At 72.4% G+C, this 19550-nt stretch carries 15 protein-coding genes; 12 read left to right on the top strand and 3 right to left on the bottom strand.

Annotation, left to right across the window (positions count from 1 at the left end; genetic code table 11):
- Positions 1-17: 17 nt before the first annotated feature.
- The 3 genes from ACFWOG_RS29915 to tatC all read right to left on the bottom strand — a co-directional run bounded on the left by ACFWOG_RS29915 (position 18) and on the right by tatC (position 4175).
- Positions 18-1955 (bottom strand): family 20 glycosylhydrolase, encoded by a 1938-nt coding sequence (locus ACFWOG_RS29915; protein ID WP_380361986.1) that lies wholly within the window; start codon positions 1953-1955, stop codon positions 18-20.
- Positions 1956-2447: 492 nt separating this feature from the next.
- The gene (locus ACFWOG_RS29910; RefSeq protein WP_380361984.1) at positions 2448-2831 is read right to left on the bottom strand and encodes a LuxR C-terminal-related transcriptional regulator; all 384 of its coding nucleotides are present in this window, start codon (positions 2829-2831) and stop codon (positions 2448-2450) included.
- 438 nt (positions 2832-3269) lie between these two features.
- Positions 3270-4175, bottom strand: a complete 906-nt coding sequence (gene tatC, locus ACFWOG_RS29905; protein WP_380361988.1) for a twin-arginine translocase subunit TatC — start codon at positions 4173-4175, stop codon at positions 3270-3272.
- Positions 4176-5374: 1199 nt separating this feature from the next.
- Between tatC and ACFWOG_RS29900 the strand changes: the two genes are divergently transcribed.
- The 12 genes from ACFWOG_RS29900 (at position 5375) to ACFWOG_RS29845 (ending at position 19489) form a co-directional block, all read left to right on the top strand.
- Entirely contained in the window at positions 5375-6430 is a 1056-nt protein-coding gene (locus ACFWOG_RS29900; protein WP_380361982.1) for a sugar ABC transporter substrate-binding protein, read from the top strand.
- Between the two features lie 46 nt (positions 6431-6476).
- Positions 6477-8039, top strand: coding sequence for a sugar ABC transporter ATP-binding protein (locus ACFWOG_RS29895; RefSeq protein ID WP_380361980.1), 1563 nt, complete (start codon positions 6477-6479; stop codon positions 8037-8039).
- A complete protein-coding gene (locus tag ACFWOG_RS29890; protein ID WP_380361978.1) occupies positions 8032-9075 on the top strand; it encodes an ABC transporter permease in 1044 nt (347 codons plus the stop codon). Before ACFWOG_RS29895 ends, ACFWOG_RS29890 begins: the two co-directional genes overlap by 8 nt.
- An 81-nt stretch (positions 9076-9156) precedes the next feature.
- Positions 9157-10491 (top strand): enolase C-terminal domain-like protein, encoded by a 1335-nt coding sequence (locus ACFWOG_RS29885; RefSeq protein ID WP_380361976.1) that lies wholly within the window; start codon positions 9157-9159, stop codon positions 10489-10491.
- The gene (locus tag ACFWOG_RS29880; protein WP_380361974.1) at positions 10484-11380 is read left to right on the top strand and encodes an amidohydrolase family protein; all 897 of its coding nucleotides are present in this window, start codon (positions 10484-10486) and stop codon (positions 11378-11380) included. Before ACFWOG_RS29885 ends, ACFWOG_RS29880 begins: the two co-directional genes overlap by 8 nt.
- On the top strand, positions 11371-11808 hold the full coding sequence (locus ACFWOG_RS29875; RefSeq protein ID WP_355407653.1) for an RbsD/FucU domain-containing protein: 438 nt from the start codon (positions 11371-11373) through the stop codon (positions 11806-11808). Before ACFWOG_RS29880 ends, ACFWOG_RS29875 begins: the two co-directional genes overlap by 10 nt.
- Positions 11805-12893 carry a zinc-binding dehydrogenase gene (locus ACFWOG_RS29870; protein ID WP_380361971.1) on the top strand — a complete coding sequence of 363 codons (1089 nt, stop codon included), beginning with the start codon at positions 11805-11807 and terminating at the stop codon, positions 12891-12893. Before ACFWOG_RS29875 ends, ACFWOG_RS29870 begins: the two co-directional genes overlap by 4 nt.
- Positions 12890-13651, top strand: a complete 762-nt coding sequence (locus tag ACFWOG_RS29865) for an SDR family oxidoreductase (RefSeq protein ID WP_380361969.1) — start codon at positions 12890-12892, stop codon at positions 13649-13651. The genes ACFWOG_RS29870 and ACFWOG_RS29865 overlap by 4 nt, the downstream gene beginning before the upstream one ends.
- Entirely contained in the window at positions 13648-14739 is a 1092-nt protein-coding gene (locus tag ACFWOG_RS29860; protein WP_380361967.1) for a PfkB family carbohydrate kinase, read from the top strand. Before ACFWOG_RS29865 ends, ACFWOG_RS29860 begins: the two co-directional genes overlap by 4 nt.
- 36 nt (positions 14740-14775) lie before the next feature.
- Positions 14776-15789: an aldo/keto reductase gene (locus tag ACFWOG_RS29855; protein ID WP_329950745.1), complete on the top strand. Its 1014-nt coding sequence runs from the start codon at positions 14776-14778 to the stop codon at positions 15787-15789.
- Positions 15780-16568 (top strand): FadR/GntR family transcriptional regulator, encoded by a 789-nt coding sequence (locus tag ACFWOG_RS29850; RefSeq protein WP_380361965.1) that lies wholly within the window; start codon positions 15780-15782, stop codon positions 16566-16568. Before ACFWOG_RS29855 ends, ACFWOG_RS29850 begins: the two co-directional genes overlap by 10 nt.
- A 566-nt stretch (positions 16569-17134) precedes the next feature.
- Positions 17135-19489 (top strand): M4 family metallopeptidase, encoded by a 2355-nt coding sequence (locus ACFWOG_RS29845; protein WP_380361963.1) that lies wholly within the window; start codon positions 17135-17137, stop codon positions 19487-19489.
- Positions 19490-19550 lie beyond the last annotated feature (61 nt).

The raw sequence follows: 19550 nt of genomic DNA, 5'->3' as shown, positions 1-19550 counted from the left end.
GGGTGGGGCCGGGTCGGTCAGCCGGACGCCGGCACCGGCGCGCCGGCTCCGCCCGGCGGGCCGCCGTAGACCTCGATCTCGTGGAGCGAGTAGCCCCAGCCGGTGCCGCGCGCGGTGCCGTACATCCGGAGGTAGCGGCCGGAGCCGGTCAGGCCGGTGAGGTCCTGGACGCCGCCGGTGCCGGCGGTGGTGGTGTGGACGGTGCGCCAGGTGGTGCCGTCGTCGGACAGCTGGATCCGGAAGGCCCTGCCGTAGGCGGTCTCCCAGCGCAGTACGACCCGGTTGACCGTCTGTGTCGAGCCGAGGTCGACCTGCAGCCACTGCGGGTCGCCGTAGGTGCTCGACCAGCGGGTGCCGCCGTCGCCGTCGGTGGCGTGGGCGGCGGGGAAGTCGGCGGTCTCGGTGCTGGAGGCGGTGGTCGGGCGGTTGCGGGCCAGGTTGCCGGGTCCGCCGGTGCCGGGCCAGGCGGGGTTGTGGCCGACGGCGGCGGCGATCGGGACGAACGACGCGTAGGTGGCCGTCAACTTGGCTGATCCCCAAATCTGTTGGGCGAGTCCGCGGAGCGGGTACATGATGCCGGCGGCGATCTGGTCCTCGGTCTCGGCGTTGGGGTTGTCGCACCAGACGTGGATCAGTGAGCCGGGGTTCCTGGTCGGGTCGGCGAGGGTCCGGCCGCCCTGGAAGAGGTCGGGCGTCCAGGTTTCGTACATCCACCTGGTGTCGGGCTTGGCGCCGCCGAGCACGTAGTAGGTCGGGGTCCAGGACTCGTTGGCGACCCGGTGTCCGGCGGCGGCCAGCTGTTGGGGGGTGAGGCCGTAGTCGTACCAGTACTCGACCAGGATGTCGGGGTGGGGGGCGATGGTGCCGTCGCCGGCCTTGATGCCGTCGTTCCACATCCGGGTGGTCTTGCCGGCGGCCCGCACCAGGGCGTCGGCCCAGTTGACGAAGCCGTAGTAGGTGTCCTTGGCGGTCGCGTTCGCGCCGTAGTGGGCGCGGGCGTAGGCGAGCAGCTGGGGGTAGCGGCTGTAGTCGTCGACGTACTCGTCGGCGCCGATGTGCCAGTAGGGGGCGGGGAACAGCGGCAGGTACTCGTTGATCAGGTCCTTGATCAGCGTGTAGGCCTCGGGCTTCGAGAGGTCGATGAAGGCGGGGTCGGCCGTGCCGGAGCTGTTGCGCAGGGCGAGTTCGGGATGGGCGGCGAGGATGGGGTTCATGTGCCCGGGGGTGTCGATCTCGGGGACGACGGTGATGTGGTACTTCCGGCCGAGGGCGACCAGGTCGGCGATGTCCTGCTTGGAGTAGTGGTCGGCGGAGACGATCTCGGGGTGGGTGGAGCTCTCCAGGCGGAAGCCGTGGGTGTCCGACAGGTGGAAGTGAAAGTAGTTGAGCTTGAGGTAGGCCAGCTCCTTGATGTGCTGTTTCACCCAGTCGACGGTGAAGAACTTCCGGCCCTGGTCGATCATCAGCCCGCGTTCGGTCTTGGCCGGCCAGTCGACCGCCGTCCCGGCCGGCACGGTGGCCGACTGGTGGAGCAGTTGGAGGAGCGTCCGGGTGCCGTAGAACGCGCCGGTGGTGGTCCCGGCCCGGACGGTGACCGACGCGGCGACCGTCAGCCGGTAGCCCTCGGCGGGCAGGGCGTCGTCGCCGAGGGTGAGGGCGATGTCGCCCGTACCGGCGGTGCCGAGGACCACCGGGACGTGACGGCCCGCCAGCAGGCCGAGGTCGTCGGCGAAGGTGGCGGCGTCCTCGGCGAGTTGGGCGCCGTGGACGGGGTCGAGGACGATCCGGCTCGCGGTGGTCAAGGTGTACGAGCCGACGTCGGCCGTCCACTGGCGCAGCGCGGGCACGGTCTGCGGCGGCGCGGCGGTGCCGGTGGCGGTGCCGGTGGCCGGGGCGGCACTGTCGGCGGACGCCGAGCCGGGTAGGACGAGGGCCGCCGCGGTACAGATGGCCACGGTCAACAGCCTGAGCAGTCTCATGGGGAGCTCCGGAGGCAGGCGGGGGAGACCCGGGGGGCGGGGGAGCGGAGGTGTCGGGCGGGCCGGGGTGCCGATGGTGTCCCCGACAGTCCCGGCGTGTGCAGAGGGCAGGGACGAACTCGCACCAGTGCAACGCAGGTTCGGAGATCGAGTCAAGAGATGCTCGAAACTCGGCCAGATCGCGCATGATCGCGCAGATCTGTTGACGTGAGGTGGAACCTCGGGACCGAGGCCCGGCGTGCTGCCCCGCCGCGTGGCGCCCGGCCGCCGTCGTCAGCACCGGCACGACGTGGTTTGCCGCGGGCGCGCCCGGCGACCGCGCGCCGCCGGGACCGGGCCGGGAGATCCCCCGCGACCGCGGCCCGCGCGGTGGACCGGACCAAGGCCCGGGCCTTTCCGGCCAGCGGACGGCCGCGCGGGGACCTCGGGAGCGGACGGCCCGCGTCACAGCAGGCCGCCGCCCCCGCGTCACAGCAGTCCGCGGCGGCGGGCCTCGGCGACGACCTCGGTGCGGCTGCTGACGCCGAGCTTCGAGAACATGTGCACCAGATGCGACTTCACGGTCGCCTCGGCGATGGTCAGCGCACCGGCGATCTCGCGGTTGGTGTCGCCGCGGTCGAGGCGCTGGACGATCGCCGGTTCCCTCGCGGTCAGGGCGGCGGCGGGCTTTTGCATGTGGGCCGGCAGCCGCGAGGCGACCGGGGACGCGAGCACCGTCTCACCTGCGGCGGCCGAGCGGATCGCCTGCCGGAGGGTGTCCGGGTCGGCGTCCTTGAGCAGGTAGCCGGTCGCGCCCGCCTGGACGGCGCGCAGGATGTGGGCGTCGGTCTCGTACGTGGTCGGGATCAGCACGCGTGGGGGTTTCGGCAGCGCGCGGATCGTCTTCGTCGCGGACGAGAAGGCCGTGGCCGGTTCGGGTCGCGCCCGGCGCCCGCCCCGCGTCGGAAGTCTCTGGTTCGCCCGGTGACCGCACGGGGCCGCCGCGATCCCGCTACCGGCCCCGAACCGCACCCCGGCCTCCGGCCGAACCCGCTCACGGAACACCCGCCTCCCCGAAACCGCACCGGCGGCGCGCCGCGTCGGCCGCGCAGGTCACCGTGACCGGCCCGACCACGACCCGGACACGGTGTGCCCCGGCGCGAACCGCTTCCAGGGGAAGGAGTGCGGAGACGGCTTCGGAGCCCGGTGGGATGCACAATCGTGATCCGGGCGGTCGGGGGTCCCGGGAGTCACGGCCCCGGTCCGGTGGGTCGGGCGCCGTGGCGTGCGGCTCGGCCGCCCGCCGTCGGATCAGGTGATGTCGTCCAGGTGCGCCCCGTGTTCCGGGTGTTCCTGGCGGGGGAGGTGCACCTCGATGCTCGCGGCCGGCCGGGTGGAGGCCTCGACGGCCGCCACCTCCGCCACCGGCTGCACCGTCAGGTCGACGTCGGAGGCCTCGTCGGCGCCGAGCCCGTGGTCGGGGTTGCGCCGGGCCTTGCGCCGGTCGTTGACCGTCGCGATGCCGCAGGCGAGGAAGAAGAGGGCCCAGATCGGTGCGGCCAGTGCCAGCATGCTCAGCGGGTCGACGCTCGGGGTGGCGAACGCGGCGAAGACGGTGATGCCCAGTACCATCCCGCGCCACCAGCCGAGCAGCCGCTTGCCGGTGACGATGCCGGTCAGGTTGAGCATCACCAGCAGCAGCGGGAACTCGAAGGCCAGGCCGAAGACCAGGACCAGCCGGGTGGCGATGTCGAAGTAGTCGTCGGGCGGCAGGATCGGCGTGGTGTTGTCGGGGGTGAACGACATGAGCATCTGGACCGTCGTCGGCAGCAGCACCATCGCCAGGGCGGCTCCGGCCAGGAACAGCGGGGCGCCGCAGGCGACGAAGATCCGGGTGTACTTGCGTTCGTTCCTGTGCAGACCGGGCACGACGAAGGCCCAGATCTGGTAGAGCCAGACGGGGACGGTGGCCACCACGCCGGCGGTCAGGGCGACCTTGAGCATCCAGGTGAAGCCGGCCGTGAGGCCGATGGTCGAGACCTGCGCGCACTTCTCCTTCCCCGTGGCGATGATCTCCGGGGTGCAGCGGAGCGGCTGCAGCAGGAAGTCCTCGATCCTCTTGTGGAAGAACAGCGCCAGGACGGTGAACACGACGATCGCCAGGACCGACTTGGCCACGCGGTTGCGCAGCTCCCGCAGGTGGTCGGCGAGGGCCATCCGCCCCTCGGGGTCCTTGGACGCCTTGAGCGCCCCGGGTGTCCTCCGTACCTTGATCAGCTTGCTCAACCCGCACCTCGGCCGGTGTTCGGAGGCCCGCCGACCGGCGGGCCTCGGGTGGATCCGCGCCGAGGCGGGACGGGACAAGAGCTCGCGGCGCGGGCCGCGCTGGTGGCCCTACGACGCCGACGAAAAAACGGATTGCACCTCCTCTGCATCAGGACGGCGGGTGCGGGACCCGTGACGGGCGAGCCGGGCGGGCCGATTTCGTCCGACCGCGGAGCGGGCACGGTCGACCGCGGGAACGGCGGTCGGCGGGGCGGTCGGCAGGGCAGTCGGCTCGGGGCCGCTGATCCGCGGGTGACGGCCCGCAACCGTTCCGGCGGTCCGTGGAGGCCCCGCCGGTGCGCAAAGTCTGCGGGCTGTCCGACCCGTCCGTCAACGCTCCTTCCGTACCGATGTCAACCCGTTCGCTCGGCCGGGCCGGCACGGTCGGGGGGACCGTCCCGGCGGTCAGGATGCTTGCCACAGGGAGATGGTTGCGTAAACATGGGCGCGATGGCAGGCCCACTGCCGCGCCACGTCGAGCGGACAGTGACGGGGGCCGGCGACGACCCGGCGCTCGTGACCGCCCTGGTGGCCCGATCCGCACGGTCGAGAACCATGTCGCCCGCGGCCTGGTCGGGCTCCGGACCACCCGCGCCGAACTCGCCCGCCCTGCCTGACCCGATCCGAGCCGGGGCCGCGTGAGCGGGCCGGCCCGGACGGGTCGCCGGCCGGAGTGCCCGCAGTGCGTTCGGGCCCGTGCCGCGAAGGACTCGGGCCCGCCGGTGCCACATCCGCACCGACCGATCCCGAGGCCCGGCCGTCGGCCGGCATCGCGGACCGGGCGTCCTCCCCGAGCGGCCGTGCCCGAGTCGACCGAGGGGCGCGGCGCCCGGCCGACGCCGTTCGGGAGCGGGCGGCGGCCCGTGACGCCGCGCCGTCGATCCTCGCTATTGATGGGATCAATCGTCGGTCGATCTGAGCGGACCTGGCCCCTCGCCGTCGCGGAATGCCTTATTTGCAGCATGGTTCCACCGAGGCATTGACAGCTTCTTCAGCTGAGACCTATAAACATCCCATGTCTCCGCAGCGTGACACCTGCCGTATCCGCTAGGGGCGATCCCCTGCTCCGGGACCACCACGAGGAACCACCGATGAGACTCAGAAACGCCCTCTGCTCCACCGTCTCCGCGCTCTCCGCAGTCGCGCTGCTCGGCGCATGCGGCTCCGGAACCACCGCGTCGTCGGACCGGCCGCTGATCGGCGTGGACTACCCGCGTTCCGACACCGACTTCTGGAACTCGTACATCAAGTACACGCCCGGGTCCGCGGGGCAGTTAGGCCTGTCCCTGAAGACCACCAACTCCCAGGGCGACGTCGCCAAGCTCACCGCCAACGCCCAGACCTTCATCAGCCAGGGCGTCAAGGGCATCGCGATGGCCCCGCAGGACACCGCCGCCATCGCCCCGACGCTGGATCAGCTGGCCGCGAAGAAGATCCCCGTCGTGACCGTGGACACCCGCCCGGACAGCGGCAAGGTCTTCATGGTGGTGCGGGCCGACAACCGGGCGTACGGGGAGAAGGCGTGCCAGTACCTCGGTACGAAGCTGGACGGCCGGGGCAAGGTCGTGATGCTGGAGGGCGACCTGTCCTCCATCAACGGCCGTGACCGCACCGAGGCGTTCAACGACTGCATGAAGAAGAACTTCCCCGGCATCAAGGTGTTCGGCGAGGCCACCAACTGGGACGGCGCGGTCGCCGCGCAGAAGCTCCAGACGGACCTCGTCGCCAACCCGGACATCAAGGGCGTCTACATGCAGTCCAGCTTCGCCCTCGCCGGCACGCTCCAGGTCCTGAAGCAGGCGGGGCTGCTGGTGGACCCGAAGGACGAGAAGCACGTCTTCGTCGTCTCCAACGACGGCATCCCCGAGGAGCTCAGGAACATCGCCGCGGGGAAGATCGACGCCACCGTCTCCCAGCCGGCCGACCTCTACGCCCGGTACGCCCTGCACTACTTGAGGGCCGCGATCGACGGGAAGACGTTCCAGCCCGGCCCCACCGACCACGACAGCACGATCGTCCAGGTCCGTGACGGCCTGTTGGAGGACCAGCTCCAGGCCCCGCTCGTCACCGCCGACGGCGGCACCTACGGCGGCGTGGCCAGTGTGAAGAGCGACGACGAGTCCCTGTGGGGCAACAACGTCGGCTGACCTCCTGACCGGCAACCCCACGGCATTCGAGCAGAAGGCGGTTGAGATGAGCGACGGGGAGCGAGTGGTCGGCCCCGTGCCCGTCCCGGCGGGCGACGGGCGGACCCTCACGGACCCGCCCGTCGTCGAGGCGACGGGCATCGTCAAACGATTCGGTCCGACGGTGGCCCTCAACGGCGCCCGGATCACCATCAGACCCGGTGAGACCCACGCGCTGGTCGGCCGCAACGGGGCCGGAAAGTCCACCCTGGTGTCCGTCCTCACCGGCCTTCAGGCCCCCGACGAGGGAACGGTCACCTTCGCCGGCAGCCCGGCGCCGCGGCAGGCGGACCGGGACGCCTGGCGCCGGCGCGTGGCCTGCGTCTACCAGAAGTCGACGATCATCCCCACGCTGACCGTCGCCGAGAACCTCTTCCTGAACCGGTACGCCCCCGGCCGCGGTCGCCTGATCAGCTGGGGGGACGTGCGCCGCCGCGCGGAGGAACTGCTGGCGACCTGGTCGGTGGACGTCGATCCCCGGACCCCCGCCGGCGATCTCGACGTGGAGCAGCGGCAGTTCGTGGAGATCGCCCGGGCCCTGTCCTTCGGGGCCCGGTTCATCATCCTGGACGAGCCGACCGCCCAGCTCGACGGGGCGGCCATCAACCGGCTCTTCGACAGGATCCGCGATCTGCAGGACCAGGGCGTGACCTTCCTGTTCATCAGTCACCACCTCCAGGAGGTCTACGAGATCTGCGACACGGTGACGGTGTTCCGGGACGCCCGGCACATCGTGACCGCGCCGGTGACGGAGTTCCCCCGCGGCGAGCTGGTCGCCGCGATGACCGGCGAGGCCGCAGCCACCCGGCGCGGGGAACGGGTGAGTACCGCCGACCCCGGCGCCACGGCCGCGCTGAGCGTCTGCGGCCTGAGCGGTGCCACCTACGGCGGCGTCACCTTCCGGGTCGCCGCGGGGGAGATCGTCGGGCTCGCGGGGGCCGCGGGCAGCGGTCGCACCGAGGTCGCCGAGACCGTCGTGGGGCTGCGGGCCGCCGACGGCGGCGAGTTGGAGATCGCGGGCCACCGGCCCCGGCCGGGCAGCGTGCCGGCGGCGCTGGCGGCGGGTGCCGGATTCGTTCCGCAGGACCGGCACCACCAGGGCTTCGTGCCCGACATGTCGATCGCGGACAACGCCACCCTGTCCGTACCGGGCCGGATCGGCAGCAACGGCTTCCTGAGCCGCGCCCGCCGGGACCGGCTCGCCGCGAGCATGATCGAGAAGCTGGCCATCAAGACTCCTGGGCCCGACCTGCCCGTCTCCGCGCTCTCCGGCGGCAACCAGCAGAAGGTCGTCATGGCGCGCGCCCTCGCCGACGACCCCCGGCTGCTGGTCCTGATCAACCCGACCGCCGGGGTGGACGTGCGGTCCAAGGAATTCCTCCTCGGCAAGGTCGAGGAGACGGCGCGGACCGGCACCGGAGTGCTCGTCGCCTCCGACGAACTCGACGACCTGCGCATGTGCGACCGGGTCCTCGTGATGTTCCAGGGCCGTGTGACATCGGAGATCGCCCGCGGCTGGCACGATCACGACCTCGTGGCCGCGATGGAAGGAGTGGACCTCAATGCCTGACACCGTCCTCGTGGACACAGCCCCACCGGAGGCCACGGAACCGCGGGTGAGGCGGACCGCGCTGTTCGGCGGCCGGGTGCCGCTGGCCCGGCTCCGGGACCTCGCGCTCGTCCCCGCGATCGTGGTCATCGCGATCGTCGGCCAGATCGTCAACCCCGTGTTCCTGCAGGCCGACAACCTCGTCAACGTCCTGCAGACCATGTCCGAGATCGCCCTGCTGGTCCTCGCCCAGACGATGATCCTGATCGTCAAGAAGATGGACATGTCCCTGGAGTCCACCATGGGACTCGCCCCCGGGGTCGCCGCCCTGCTGGTCGTTCCGGCCGGTGCCGGACACGGGCTCGGGCTGGTCCCCGGGGCCTGGGCCGTACCGGTGACCCTCGCCGTGGGCGCGGTCGTCGGTGTGCTCAACGCCCTGCTGATCATCCGCTTCGGGCTCAACGGCTTCATCGTGACCCTCGGCATGCTGATCGTCCTGCGCGGCATCCTCACCGGCCTCTCCGGCGGCCAGACGTTCTTCCAGCTCCCGCCCTCCATGCTCTACCTGGGCACCGCGGAGTGGTTCGGCATGCCGGCGTCCATCTGGATCTGCCTGGCGCTGTTCGCCGTCGCCGTCGTCCTCCTCGGCTGGACCGGCTTCGGCCGCTCCCTGTACGCGATCGGCGGCAACGTCGACGCGGCGAAGGCGGCCGGCATCCGCACCGACCGGGTGCTGTGGATCGTCATCGTCAGCGGCAGCGTGCTCGCCGCCCTCGCCGGACTGCTGCTCTCCGGACGGCTCGCCTCCGTCGCCGCGGCCCAGGGCGACGGCTACATCTTCACCGTCTTCGCCGCCGCCGTCATCGGCGGGATCAGCCTCAACGGCGGCAAGGGCACGATGTTCGGAGCCTTCAGCGGCATCCTGCTCCTCTTCATGATCCAGAACGTGCTCACCCTCGGGGGCGTCCCCGCCCAGTGGATCGGGGCGCTGAACGGCCTGATCATCCTGGTGGCGCTGATCATCTCGCGCATCACGGGCGGCAAGGCCCAGGAGTGACCCGGGCGCCCACGCCCCACGCCCTTCCCCCCATCTCGTCGCAGGGGACCGTGTTCCCCTGCCCACCAAGGAGTTGTCGCCATGTCATCCCCCCTGCCCGCCTCCCCGGAATCCGCCCGCATCACCGCCCTCGACGTCCTGGACGTGCGCTTCCCCACCTCCGAGCACCTCGACGGCTCGGACGCGATGAACCCCGAGCCGGACTACTCGGCCGCCTACGTCGTCCTGCGCACCGACGCCGCCGACGAACTGGAGGGCCACGCCCTGGCCTTCACCACGGGGCGCGGCAACGACGTGCAGGCCGCCGCCATCGCGGCCCTCGCCCCGCACGTGGTCGGCCTGTCCGTCGACGAGGTCTGCGCCGACCTCGGAGCCTTCTCCCGCTCCCTCGTCCACGACCCCCAGCTGCGCTGGCTGGGCCCGGAGAAGGGCGCCATCCACATGGCCGTCGGCGCCGTCGTCAACGCCGCCTGGGACCTCGCGGCCAAGCGCGTCGACAAGCCCGTCTGGCGGTTCCTGGGCGAGATGTCGCCGGAGGAGCTGGTCGCGCAGATCGACTTCCGCTGGCTCAGCGACGCGCTCACCCCCGAGGAGGCCCTGGAGATCCTGCGCCGCGCCGAACCCGGTCGCAAACAGCGCATCGGCCGGCTGCTCGACCGGGGCTACCCCGCCTACACCACCACGCCGGGCTGGCTCGGATACTCCGACGAGAAGCTGGCCCGCCTCGCCCGCGAGGCCGTCGCCGACGGCTTCACCCAGATCAAGCTCAAGGTCGGCGCCTCCCTGGAGGACGACGTACGGCGCCTGCGCACCGCCCGTGAGGCGGTCGGCGACGACATCCGCATCGCGGTGGACGCCAACCAGCGGTGGGACGTCCAGGCCGCGATCGACTGGATGAGCGCCCTGGCCCCCTACCGGCCGTACTGGATCGAGGAGCCCACCTCGCCCGACGACATCCTCGGCCACGCCGCCGTCCGCAGCGCCGTCGGTCCGGTCAAGGTCGCCACCGGCGAGCACATCGCCAACCGGGTCGTCTTCAAGCAGCTCCTCCAGGCCGGCGCGGTGGACATCGTGCAGATCGACGCCGCACGGGTCGGCGGCGTCAACGAGAACATCGCGATCCTGCTGCTCGCCGCCAAGTTCGGCGTCCCGGCCTGCCCGCACGCCGGTGGTGTCGGCCTCTGCGAGATGGTGCAGCACCTGTCGATGTTCGACTACGTCGCCGTCTCCGGCACGGTCGAGGACCGGGTCATCGAGTACGTCGACCACCTGCACGAGCACTTCGTCGACCCGGTCCGCATCACCGACGGCCACTACCTCGCACCCGCGCGTCCCGGGCTGGGCGCGCAGATGCACGCCGAGTCCCTCAAGGAGTACGCCTACCCCGACGGCCCGGTCTGGTCCGCCCGTGTCTGAGCCGACGCCCCTGATCGACGCCCACCACCACGTGTGGGACCTGGACCGCCGGCCGCAGCCCTGGCTGGACGAGCCCGGCCACGAGCCGATCCGCCGAACGCACACGGTCGACGACCTGCGACGGACCGCGACCCGGACGATCTCCGGGCGGCGGCTCACGAGCACCGTGCTCGTGCAGTGCGTGACGTCCGTCGCCGAGACGCGGGAGCTGCTGGCCCTCGCCGAACAGGACCCGCTGATCGGCGCCGTCGTCGGTTGGGCGGACCTCACCTCACCCGCGATCGGCGACGTGCTCGACGACCTGCGCTCCGGACCCGGAGGCGGGCACCTGCGGGCCCTGCGACACGTCGTGCAGGGCGAGGACGACCCCGAGTGGCTGCAACGCCACACCGTCGAACGGGGCCTGCGGGCCGTCCGGGACAGCGGGCTCGGCTACGACGCCCTCATCCGCAGCGACCAGCTCCCCCAGGCGATCCGACTCGCCCAGCGCCTCCCCGACCTGCCCCTGGTCCTGGACCACGCCGGCAAGCCGCCCGTCGGCCGCGCGCTGTCCGACTGGGAGCCGAAGCTGCGCGTGCTGGCCGGATCCCCCCACGTGCGGTGCAAGGTCTCCGGGCTGATCACGGAGGCCGACCACCGGACCTGGACGATCGACGACGTCCGGCCGGTCTGGGACGTCCTGCTGGACGCCTTCGGCCCCGACCGGCTGATGTTCGGCTCCGACTGGCCGGTCTGCGTCCTCGCCGGCGGCTGGAACCGCTGGGCCGCCACCGTCGAGGAACTGCTCGACGACTGCTCCGAGAGCGAGAAGCAGGCCGTGCTCTCCGGTACGGCGACCTCCTTCTACCGGCTGTCCGCAACGACGGAAGGTCCACGCCCGTGCTCCTGAACGAGCTGCTGCACCCCGGGATCCTCGAATCCCTCGCCGGCGCCGGCCACGGCGCCCGCGTCCTGCTCGCCGACGGCCACTACCCCGCCAGCACCGCCACCGGCGAGCGCGCCAGGACCGTCCACCTCAACCTGGCCCCGGGCCTGCTCGACGTCACCACCGTGCTGGACGTCCTGCTGCGCGCGCTGCCCGTCGAGTCGGCCCACGTGATGGTGCCGCCCGCGGGCGAACCGGAGCCGCCGGCCCTCGCCGAGTACCGCTCCGTGCTGGCACCCCGACCGGTCACGGCACTCGACCGCGCCGCCTTCTACGAGGCCGCCCGCTCGCGGGACCTGGCCCTCGCCGTCGTCACCGCCGACACCCGCACCTACGCCAACCTGCTGCTCACCATCGGCGTCCGCGCTGAAGGGACACTGACACCACGATGACACTCGCAGTCCGCTACCTGGCCGCACGAACCCTCGACACGGCATCCGCCGAGACCCCCGAGCCCGGTCCCGGGGAGGTGCTGCTGGCGCCCGCCTACGTCGGCATCTGCGGCACCGACCTGCACATCTTCCACGGCGACATGGACGCCCGCGTGGTCGCGCCCGCCGTCCTCGGACACGAGATGTCCGGCCGCGTCGTACGCGTCGGCCCGGACGTCGAGGGCTGGCGGCCCGGTGACGCGGTCACCGTGATGCCGCTGCGCTGGGACGACACCTGTCCGGCCTGCCGGGCCGGTCACCAGCACATCTGCCAGCACCTCGACTTCATCGGCATCGACTCCCCGGGCGCGCTGCAGCAGCGCTGGACGGTGCCCGCCTCCACCCTGGTCCGGCTCCCGGACTCCCTGCCCCTGGACCGCGCCGCGCTCGTCGAACCCACCGCGGTGGCCGTGCACGACGTCGCACGGGCCGGCGTCCGGGCGGGCGAGAAGGCCGTCGTGGTCGGCGGCGGACCCGTCGGCGTCCTCATCGCCCTGGTCGCGCGGGCGGCGGGCGCCGAGGTCCGGGTCGTCGAGCTGAGCACCCACCGTCGCCTGCTCGCCGAGGAGTTGGGCCTGACCACCTGGAACCCCGCCGACGACGACCTGCCGGCGCTGGTCCGGCAGTGGACCGGTGACGCGGGGGCGGACGTCGCCTTCGAGGTGTCCGGTGCGGCAGGCGGCGTCGACACGGCGGTCGACGTGCTGGGCGCGCGCGGACGGCTGTGCCTGGTGGCCATCCACCCCCGACCCCGCGAGGTGAACCTGCACCGCTTCTTCTGGCGCGAACTCACCCTGGTGGGAGCCCGGTTGTACGACCGCTCCGACTTCGAGAGGGCGGTCACCCTCGTCGCCGAGGGTACGATCCCGGCCGAGCGGCTGATCAGCAAGGTCGTACCGCTCACCCGGGCACCCGCCGCGTTCGAGGCCCTGGAGGGCGGCGGCGACGTGATGAAGATCCTGGTGGACTGCACCGCGGTGGAAGGCACCACCGTGGACGGCACCACCGTGGAAGGCACCGACAACGACCGGGGAGACGCCGCATGACGCCCTTCGACCTCACCGGGAGGCTCGCCGTCGTCACGGGAGCGCGGCGCGGCATCGGCCGGGCCGTGGCCCGTGCGCTCGCCGAAGCGGGGGCGGACGTCATCGGCGTCAGCGCCTCGTTGGAGGAGTCCGGCAGCGCGGTGGAGGAGGACGTGATCGCCGCCGGCCGCACGTTCGAGGCGATCCGCACCGACTTCGCCGACCGCGAGGCCGTCCGCGCCCTGGGCGCGGACCTCGCCGGTCGCGAACGGCCGGTGGACATCCTGGTCAACAACGCGGGCACGATCCGCCGCGCCCCCGCCGCCGAACACGCCGACGACGACTGGGACCTGGTGCTCCAGGTCAACCTGACCGCGCAGTTCGCGCTGACCAGGGCCGTGGGCGCGACGATGGCGGCACGCGGCCGGGGGAAGATCGTCTTCACGGCGTCGCTGCTGAGCTTCCAGGGCGGCATCACCGTCCCCGGCTACACCGCCGCCAAGCACGGCGTCGCCGGCCTGACCAAGGCGCTGGCCAACGAGTGGGCCTCGCGCGGCGTCAACGTCAACGCCGTCGCGCCCGGCTACATCGCCACCGACAACACCCGGGCGCTCCAGGACGACCCGGCGCGCAGCAAGGCCATCCTGGAGCGCATCCCCGCCGGCCGCTGGGGCAGCGCCGACGACCTCGCCGGCGCCGTCGTGTTCCTGGCCTCGGACGCCGCCGCCTACGTCCACGGCACCGTTCTGCCCGTCGACGGCGGCTGGCTCGGCCGATGAGCGGCACCGGACCGGAATCCGCACCGGCCGCGACGAGGAGAACGGGAAACGGCCCGGAGGTCGTCGCTCTGGGCGAGGTGATGCTGCGCTTCGACCCGGGTGAGGGCCGGATCTGCACCGCCCGCTCGTTCCAGGTCTGGGAGGGCGGCGGCGAGTACAACGTCGTTCGCGGCCTGCGCCGCTGCTTCGGCCTCCGCACGGCCGTCGTCACCGCGCTCGTGGACAACGCGGTGGGCCGCCTCGTCGAGGACCTGATCCTCCAGGGAGGCGTCGACACCTCGATGATCCGGTGGACGCCCGACGACGGCGTGGGCCGCACGGCACGCAACGGCCTGAACTTCGTCGAGCGGGGGTACGGCATCCGCGGCGCGCTCGGCGTCAGCGACCGTGCGCACACGGCCGTCTCGCAGTTGGGCAAGGGCGACGTGGACTGGGACGCCGTCTTCTCGGCCGGGGTGCGCTGGTTCCACACCGGCGGCATCTTCGCCGGTCTGTCGGACACCACCGCCGATGTCGCCGACGAGGCCATGGCCGCGGCCCGCCGACACGGTGTCACGATCTCCTACGACCCCAACTACCGCGCCAGTCTCTGGGCCGGCCGGGGCGGCGCCGTCCGGGCCCGAGAGGTGGACCTGCGGCTCGCCCGGCACGCCGACGTCGTGGTCGGCGCCCTGGGCCTGGTCGGCGCGCACCCGGGGCAGGCCCGCGTCGGGGCCGACGAGGTCGCCGGAGCCCTCGCGGAGGTCGCCGGTCTGCTGCCCGGGGCGAAAGTGCTGGCGACGACCCTGCGTGACGTGCCCTCGGCCGGGGTCAACGACTGGTCCTCGGCCGCCTGGTCGGCGGAGACCGGCTTCGTCGCCGGGCACCGCATGCCCGGACTGCACGTCCTCGACCGCATCGGCTCCGGCGACGGCTTCGCGGCCGGCCTGATCCACGGACTGCTCGGCGGCACCGGCCTGGAGCGCGCCCTGGCCTACGGCACCGCCCACGGGGCCCTCACCATGACCACGCCCGGAGACGTCTCCATGGCCACCCTCGCCGAGGTCGAGGCACTCGTCGCGGGCGGGTCGGCCCACGTCAGCCGCTGACGGACACCCCCCACACCCCTACTCCAGGAGCACGACGTGCAGCAGCGGAACATCCAGAGCACCTCCATCCCCCTCACCGAGCTGGGCTTCGGAGCCTCCGTCATCGGCAACCTCTACCGCATCACCCCGGCCGACGTCGCGACAGCCGCCGTCGACACCGCGTGGGACGCCGGCGTGCGGTACTTCGACACCGCACCGCACTACGGCCTCGGCCTCTCCGAGCGCCGCCTCGGCGACGCCCTGCGGGGCCGGCCCCGCGACGAGTACGTCGTCTCCTCGAAGGTGGGCCGGCTGCTCGTGCCCAACGAGGATCCGCAGGGCATCGACCCCGAGGGCTTCGCCGTGCCGGACGACCTGCGCCGGCAGTGGGACTTCAGCCGCGACGGAGTGCTCCGGTCCGTCGAGGACACGCTGGAGCGCACCGGCCTGGACCGGCTGGACGTCGTGTACCTGCACGACCCGGACGACCACTGGCGGCAGGCGGCCGAGGAGGCCATGCCCGCGCTCGCGGAACTGCGCGACCAGGGCGTGATCGGCGCGATCGGCGCGGGCATGAACCAGTCGGCCATGCTCGCCCGCTTCCTGCGCGAGACCGCCGCCGACGTCGTGATGCTCGCCGGGCGCTACAGCCTGCTCGACCAGTCCGCCCTGGACGACGTCCTGCCCGCCGCCCGGGAACTCGGCAAGAGCGTCGTGGCGGTGGGCGTGTTCAACTCGGGTCTGCTCTCCCGGGACTGGCCCGTCGAGGGCATGAGGTACGACTACCGGGAGGCCTCTCGTGACCTCGTCGCCCGGGCCCGTGCGATCGCGGAGGTCTGCGAGGCTCACGGCACCACGCTGCCCGCGGCGGCGATCGCCTTCCCGCTGACCCATTCCCAGGTCATCAACGTCACCCTCGGTATGCGGAACCCGGAACAGGTCGTACGGAACGTGGAACTCCACGGCAGGAACACGCCCGAAGGACTCTGGAGCGACCTCCGCGCCCGGGGTCTCATCAGGTCGGACGTGCCCCTGGAGCAGGGCCGGGGGAGAGGCACGGAGTGTCGCTGACGGACAGGGCCATAGAAGAGATCCGTGAGCTGATCAGGACCGGCGCCCTGCCTCCCGGGTCGAAGCTCCCCCCGGAGCCCGTTCTGGCCGTCCAACTTGGCCTCTCCCGAAACCTCGCGCGGGAGGCCGTCAAGGCACTGGCCGTCGCACGCGTGCTGGAGGTCCGGCGCGGCGACGGCACGTACGTGACCAGCCTTCAGCCGAGCGTGCTCCTGGAGGGTCTCGGCGGTGCGGTGGAACTGCTCCAGAGCGACTCGGTGGCTCTGCGCGACCTGGTCGAGGTACGGCGGCTCCTCGAACCCGTTGCCACGGCGCTGGCGGCCACCCGGATCTCGGACGAGCAACTGGCCGAGGTGAAGGGTCACCTGGACGCCATGCGCGAGGCCCGCGACGACGTCGCACGGCTCAACGTCCACGACGCCGCCTTCCACCGCGCCGTCGTGGCGGCGACGGGCAACGAAACCCTCCTCACCCTGCTGGAGAGCATCTCCGGTCGCACCCTGCGGGCCCGAGTCCTGCGTGGTTTCGCCGACGTCCGGGCCGCGGGCCGGACCCTCGCCGAGCACGAGGCGATCTTCAACGCCCTGTCCGTCCGCGACGCCTCCCTCAGCGAGGCGGCCGCGCTGCTGCACGTCAGCAGCACCGAACAGTGGCTCCGGGAGCGTCTGAGCGCGGGGGAGCTCCGTCCCGGCGAGCCCGGCAACAGCGAGCCCGGCAACAGCGAGCCCGAGGACGGCGATCCCGGCAACGGCGGCGCGGCCGGCGGATGTTCGCCGTGAGTGCGGCGACGGCGGGCGGGGCGGGGCCGACGCGCGGCCCCGCCCCGCTGCGCCCGTCGCCTCGCCCGAGGAGGCGAAGGCGCGCGGATCCGGTCGATGACGGATGCGGCAGCGGCCGACGTCGGGCCAGGTGACCCGGCCCGCGCCGCTGCGGGCGCCGGTGTGACGGCTGCTCACCGGCACTTTCGCCGGAGGTGCTTCGAGCGTCGGGATGGCCGAAACTACCAACAGAAAACAATAAAATCGAGCACAGTCAAACATGGTTCCGTGATGCCTGGGCTAGGCTTCAGGTGGTCCCTTCCTCAAGTCGGTTGCGGGGAAGCGGCATTGCGCGAGCCTTGATGAAGCGTCTCGCGCCCCCTGTCAGGGTGATCTGTGCCCACTTTCATGTCATGCGCATGCCATGAATTGGAGAGCTTCCGCTGCGCGGCAGCTCCTCCTGTACCTCCCAGACCGCCTGGAGCCCCGGTGTCCCCGCGCCGAGTGCCGACCGTCCCCACACGCCGCCCTCTGCGGCGCGGACCCAGAAGCCGGCCCGTCGAAGGCCGGCAGGCAAAGGAGATTCCGTGTCCCGTTCCGTTCCCCTGCACCGGCTCGTCCCGCTCGCCGTCACCACCGCGCTGCTGGTGACCGGTACCTCTGTGTGCGCCGCCCCCGCCGTGTCCGCCGCCCCCACCGCCCCGGTGCCCTCCGTCGCCCCGGTGCAGCCCGCCGCCGACCGGTCGGCCGCGATGGCTGCCGCGGACCGCCAGGGAGCCGACCTCGCCCGGAGCCTGGGGCTCACCGGGCAGGAGAAGCTGGTCGCCAAGGACGTCGTCCACGACGCCGACGGCACCCGGCACCTGCGCTACGAACGCACCTACGCCGGAATGCCCGTCCTCGGCGGCGACCTGGTGGTGCACCAGGGCTCCGACGGGGCGGTGAAGGACGTCGACCGGGCCTCGACCGCGTCGCTGGCCGGCCTCGGCAGCACGCCCGCGATCGACGCCGCGGCGGCGCAGACGTCGGCGCTCGATTCCTGGCCGGGCGCCCCGGTCGGCCACGCGCCGCGGCTCGTGGTCTGGGCGGCGGACGGAGTGCCCCGACTCGCCTGGGAGACCGTGCTCGCCGGAACCGCCGCCGACGGCGGCCCGAGCAAGCTGCACGTAATCACCGACGCGGCCGAGGGCACGCTGCTCCGGACCTTCGAGGGCGTGCAGACCGGTACCGGTCACGGCGTCCACGTCGGAGAGGTCACGGTGGGCACCACGGCGACCGGGTCGGGGTACGAGCTCCGGGACGCCGCCCGTGGCGGCAGCTACACCACGGACCTGGGCAACCGCAGCTCCGGCAACGGGTCCGTCTTCACCCGGCCCACCGAGGACGGCTGGGGCGACGGCACGCCGGTCAACCGCGAGTCGGCGGCGGTCGACGCCCACTTCGGCGTCGGAGCCACCTGGGACTACTACAAGGACGCCTTCGGCCGCGCGGGGATCCGCGGCGACGGGGTCGGCGCCCTCAGCCGCGTGCACTACGGCAGCGGGTACGTGAACGCGTTCTGGGACGACGGCTGCTTCTGCATGACGTTCGGCGACGGCGACCGCGACACCCACCCGCTGACCAGCATCGACGTCGCGGGCCACGAGATGACCCACGGCGTCACCTCCGTCACGGCCGGCCTCGTCTACTCCGGCGAGTCCGGCGCCCTGAACGAGGCCACCAGCGACATCCTCGGCTCCATGGTGGAATTCCACGCCGACCTCCCCGCCGACACCCCCGACTACCTCATCGGCGAGAAGCTCGACCTCTTCGGCAACGGCTCCCCCCTGCGGTACATGGACAAGCCCTCCAAGGACGGCGAATCACCCGACTCCTGGTACCGGGGCGTCGGCCGGCTGGACGTCCACAACTCCTCCGGGGTCGCCAACCACTTCTTCTACCTCCTCGCCGAGGGCAGCGGGCCGAAGGACATCAACGGCGTCCACTACGACTCGCCCACCCGGGGCGGCATCACCGTCACCGGCATCGGCCGGGACATGGCGGCCGCCATCTGGTACCGCGCGCTGACCGTCCACATGACCTCCACCACCGACTTCGCCGGGGCCCGCACGGCCACCCTCCGGGCCGCCGCCGAGCTCTACGGCGCGAACAGCGCGGCGTACGCCACCGTCGGGGCGGCCTGGGCCGCCGTCAACGTGGGAGCCGTCCTCCCCACCACGCCCGTGGTCACCCACCCGGGCGACCAGGTCACCGCGGTCGGGACGCCGGCCGAACTCCTGATCGCGGCCCCCACTGCTGCCGGTGAGCCCACCTTCTCGGCCGAGGGCCTGCCGGCCGGGCTGGCGATCGACGCCGGCACCGGCAGGATCGCCGGCACACCCACCGACGCCGGGTCCACGACGGTGACCGTGACCGCGACGTTCGCCTCGGGCGCGACCGCCGACACCCGGTTCACCTGGGCCGTCACCGACGGCACCGGCCCGTGTCCCTCCGCCCGACTGCTCGGGAACGCCGGCTTCGAGAGCGGCACGGCGGCGCCCTGGACGGCCACCTCCGGAGTGGTGGACGCCGACCCGAGCCAGGCCGCCCACGACGGCGCGTGGAAGGCCTGGCTGAACGGGTACGGATCCTCCCGCACGGACACCCTCGCCCAGACGGTCACCGTCCCGGCGGGCTGCCGGGCGAGCCTCGGGTACTGGCTGCACGTCGACTCGGACGAGGACACGAGCGCCGTCGCCTTCGACCGGCTCACCGTCACGGTCAACGGCACCCAACTGGCGGCCCACTCGAACCTCGACCGGGCCGACGGCTACACCCGGCGGAGCGTCGACCTCTCGGCCTACGCCGGGCAGACCGTGACCCTGATGTTCAAGGGGACCGAGGACTTCAGCCTCAGGACCAGCTTCGTCCTCGACGACCTCGCCGTCGAGATCGGCGACTGACCCGGAAGGCTCTCGTCCGCCCCTTCGCGGACGCCGCAGCACCCGGGCCCACCGACGGGCC

Source organism: Kitasatospora sp. NPDC058406 (assembly GCF_042722765.1).
Taxonomy (GTDB): domain Bacteria; phylum Actinomycetota; class Actinomycetes; order Streptomycetales; family Streptomycetaceae; genus Kitasatospora.
Note: the sequence above shows the minus strand (reverse complement) of the source record. Positions and strands in the feature narration are given on the sequence as shown.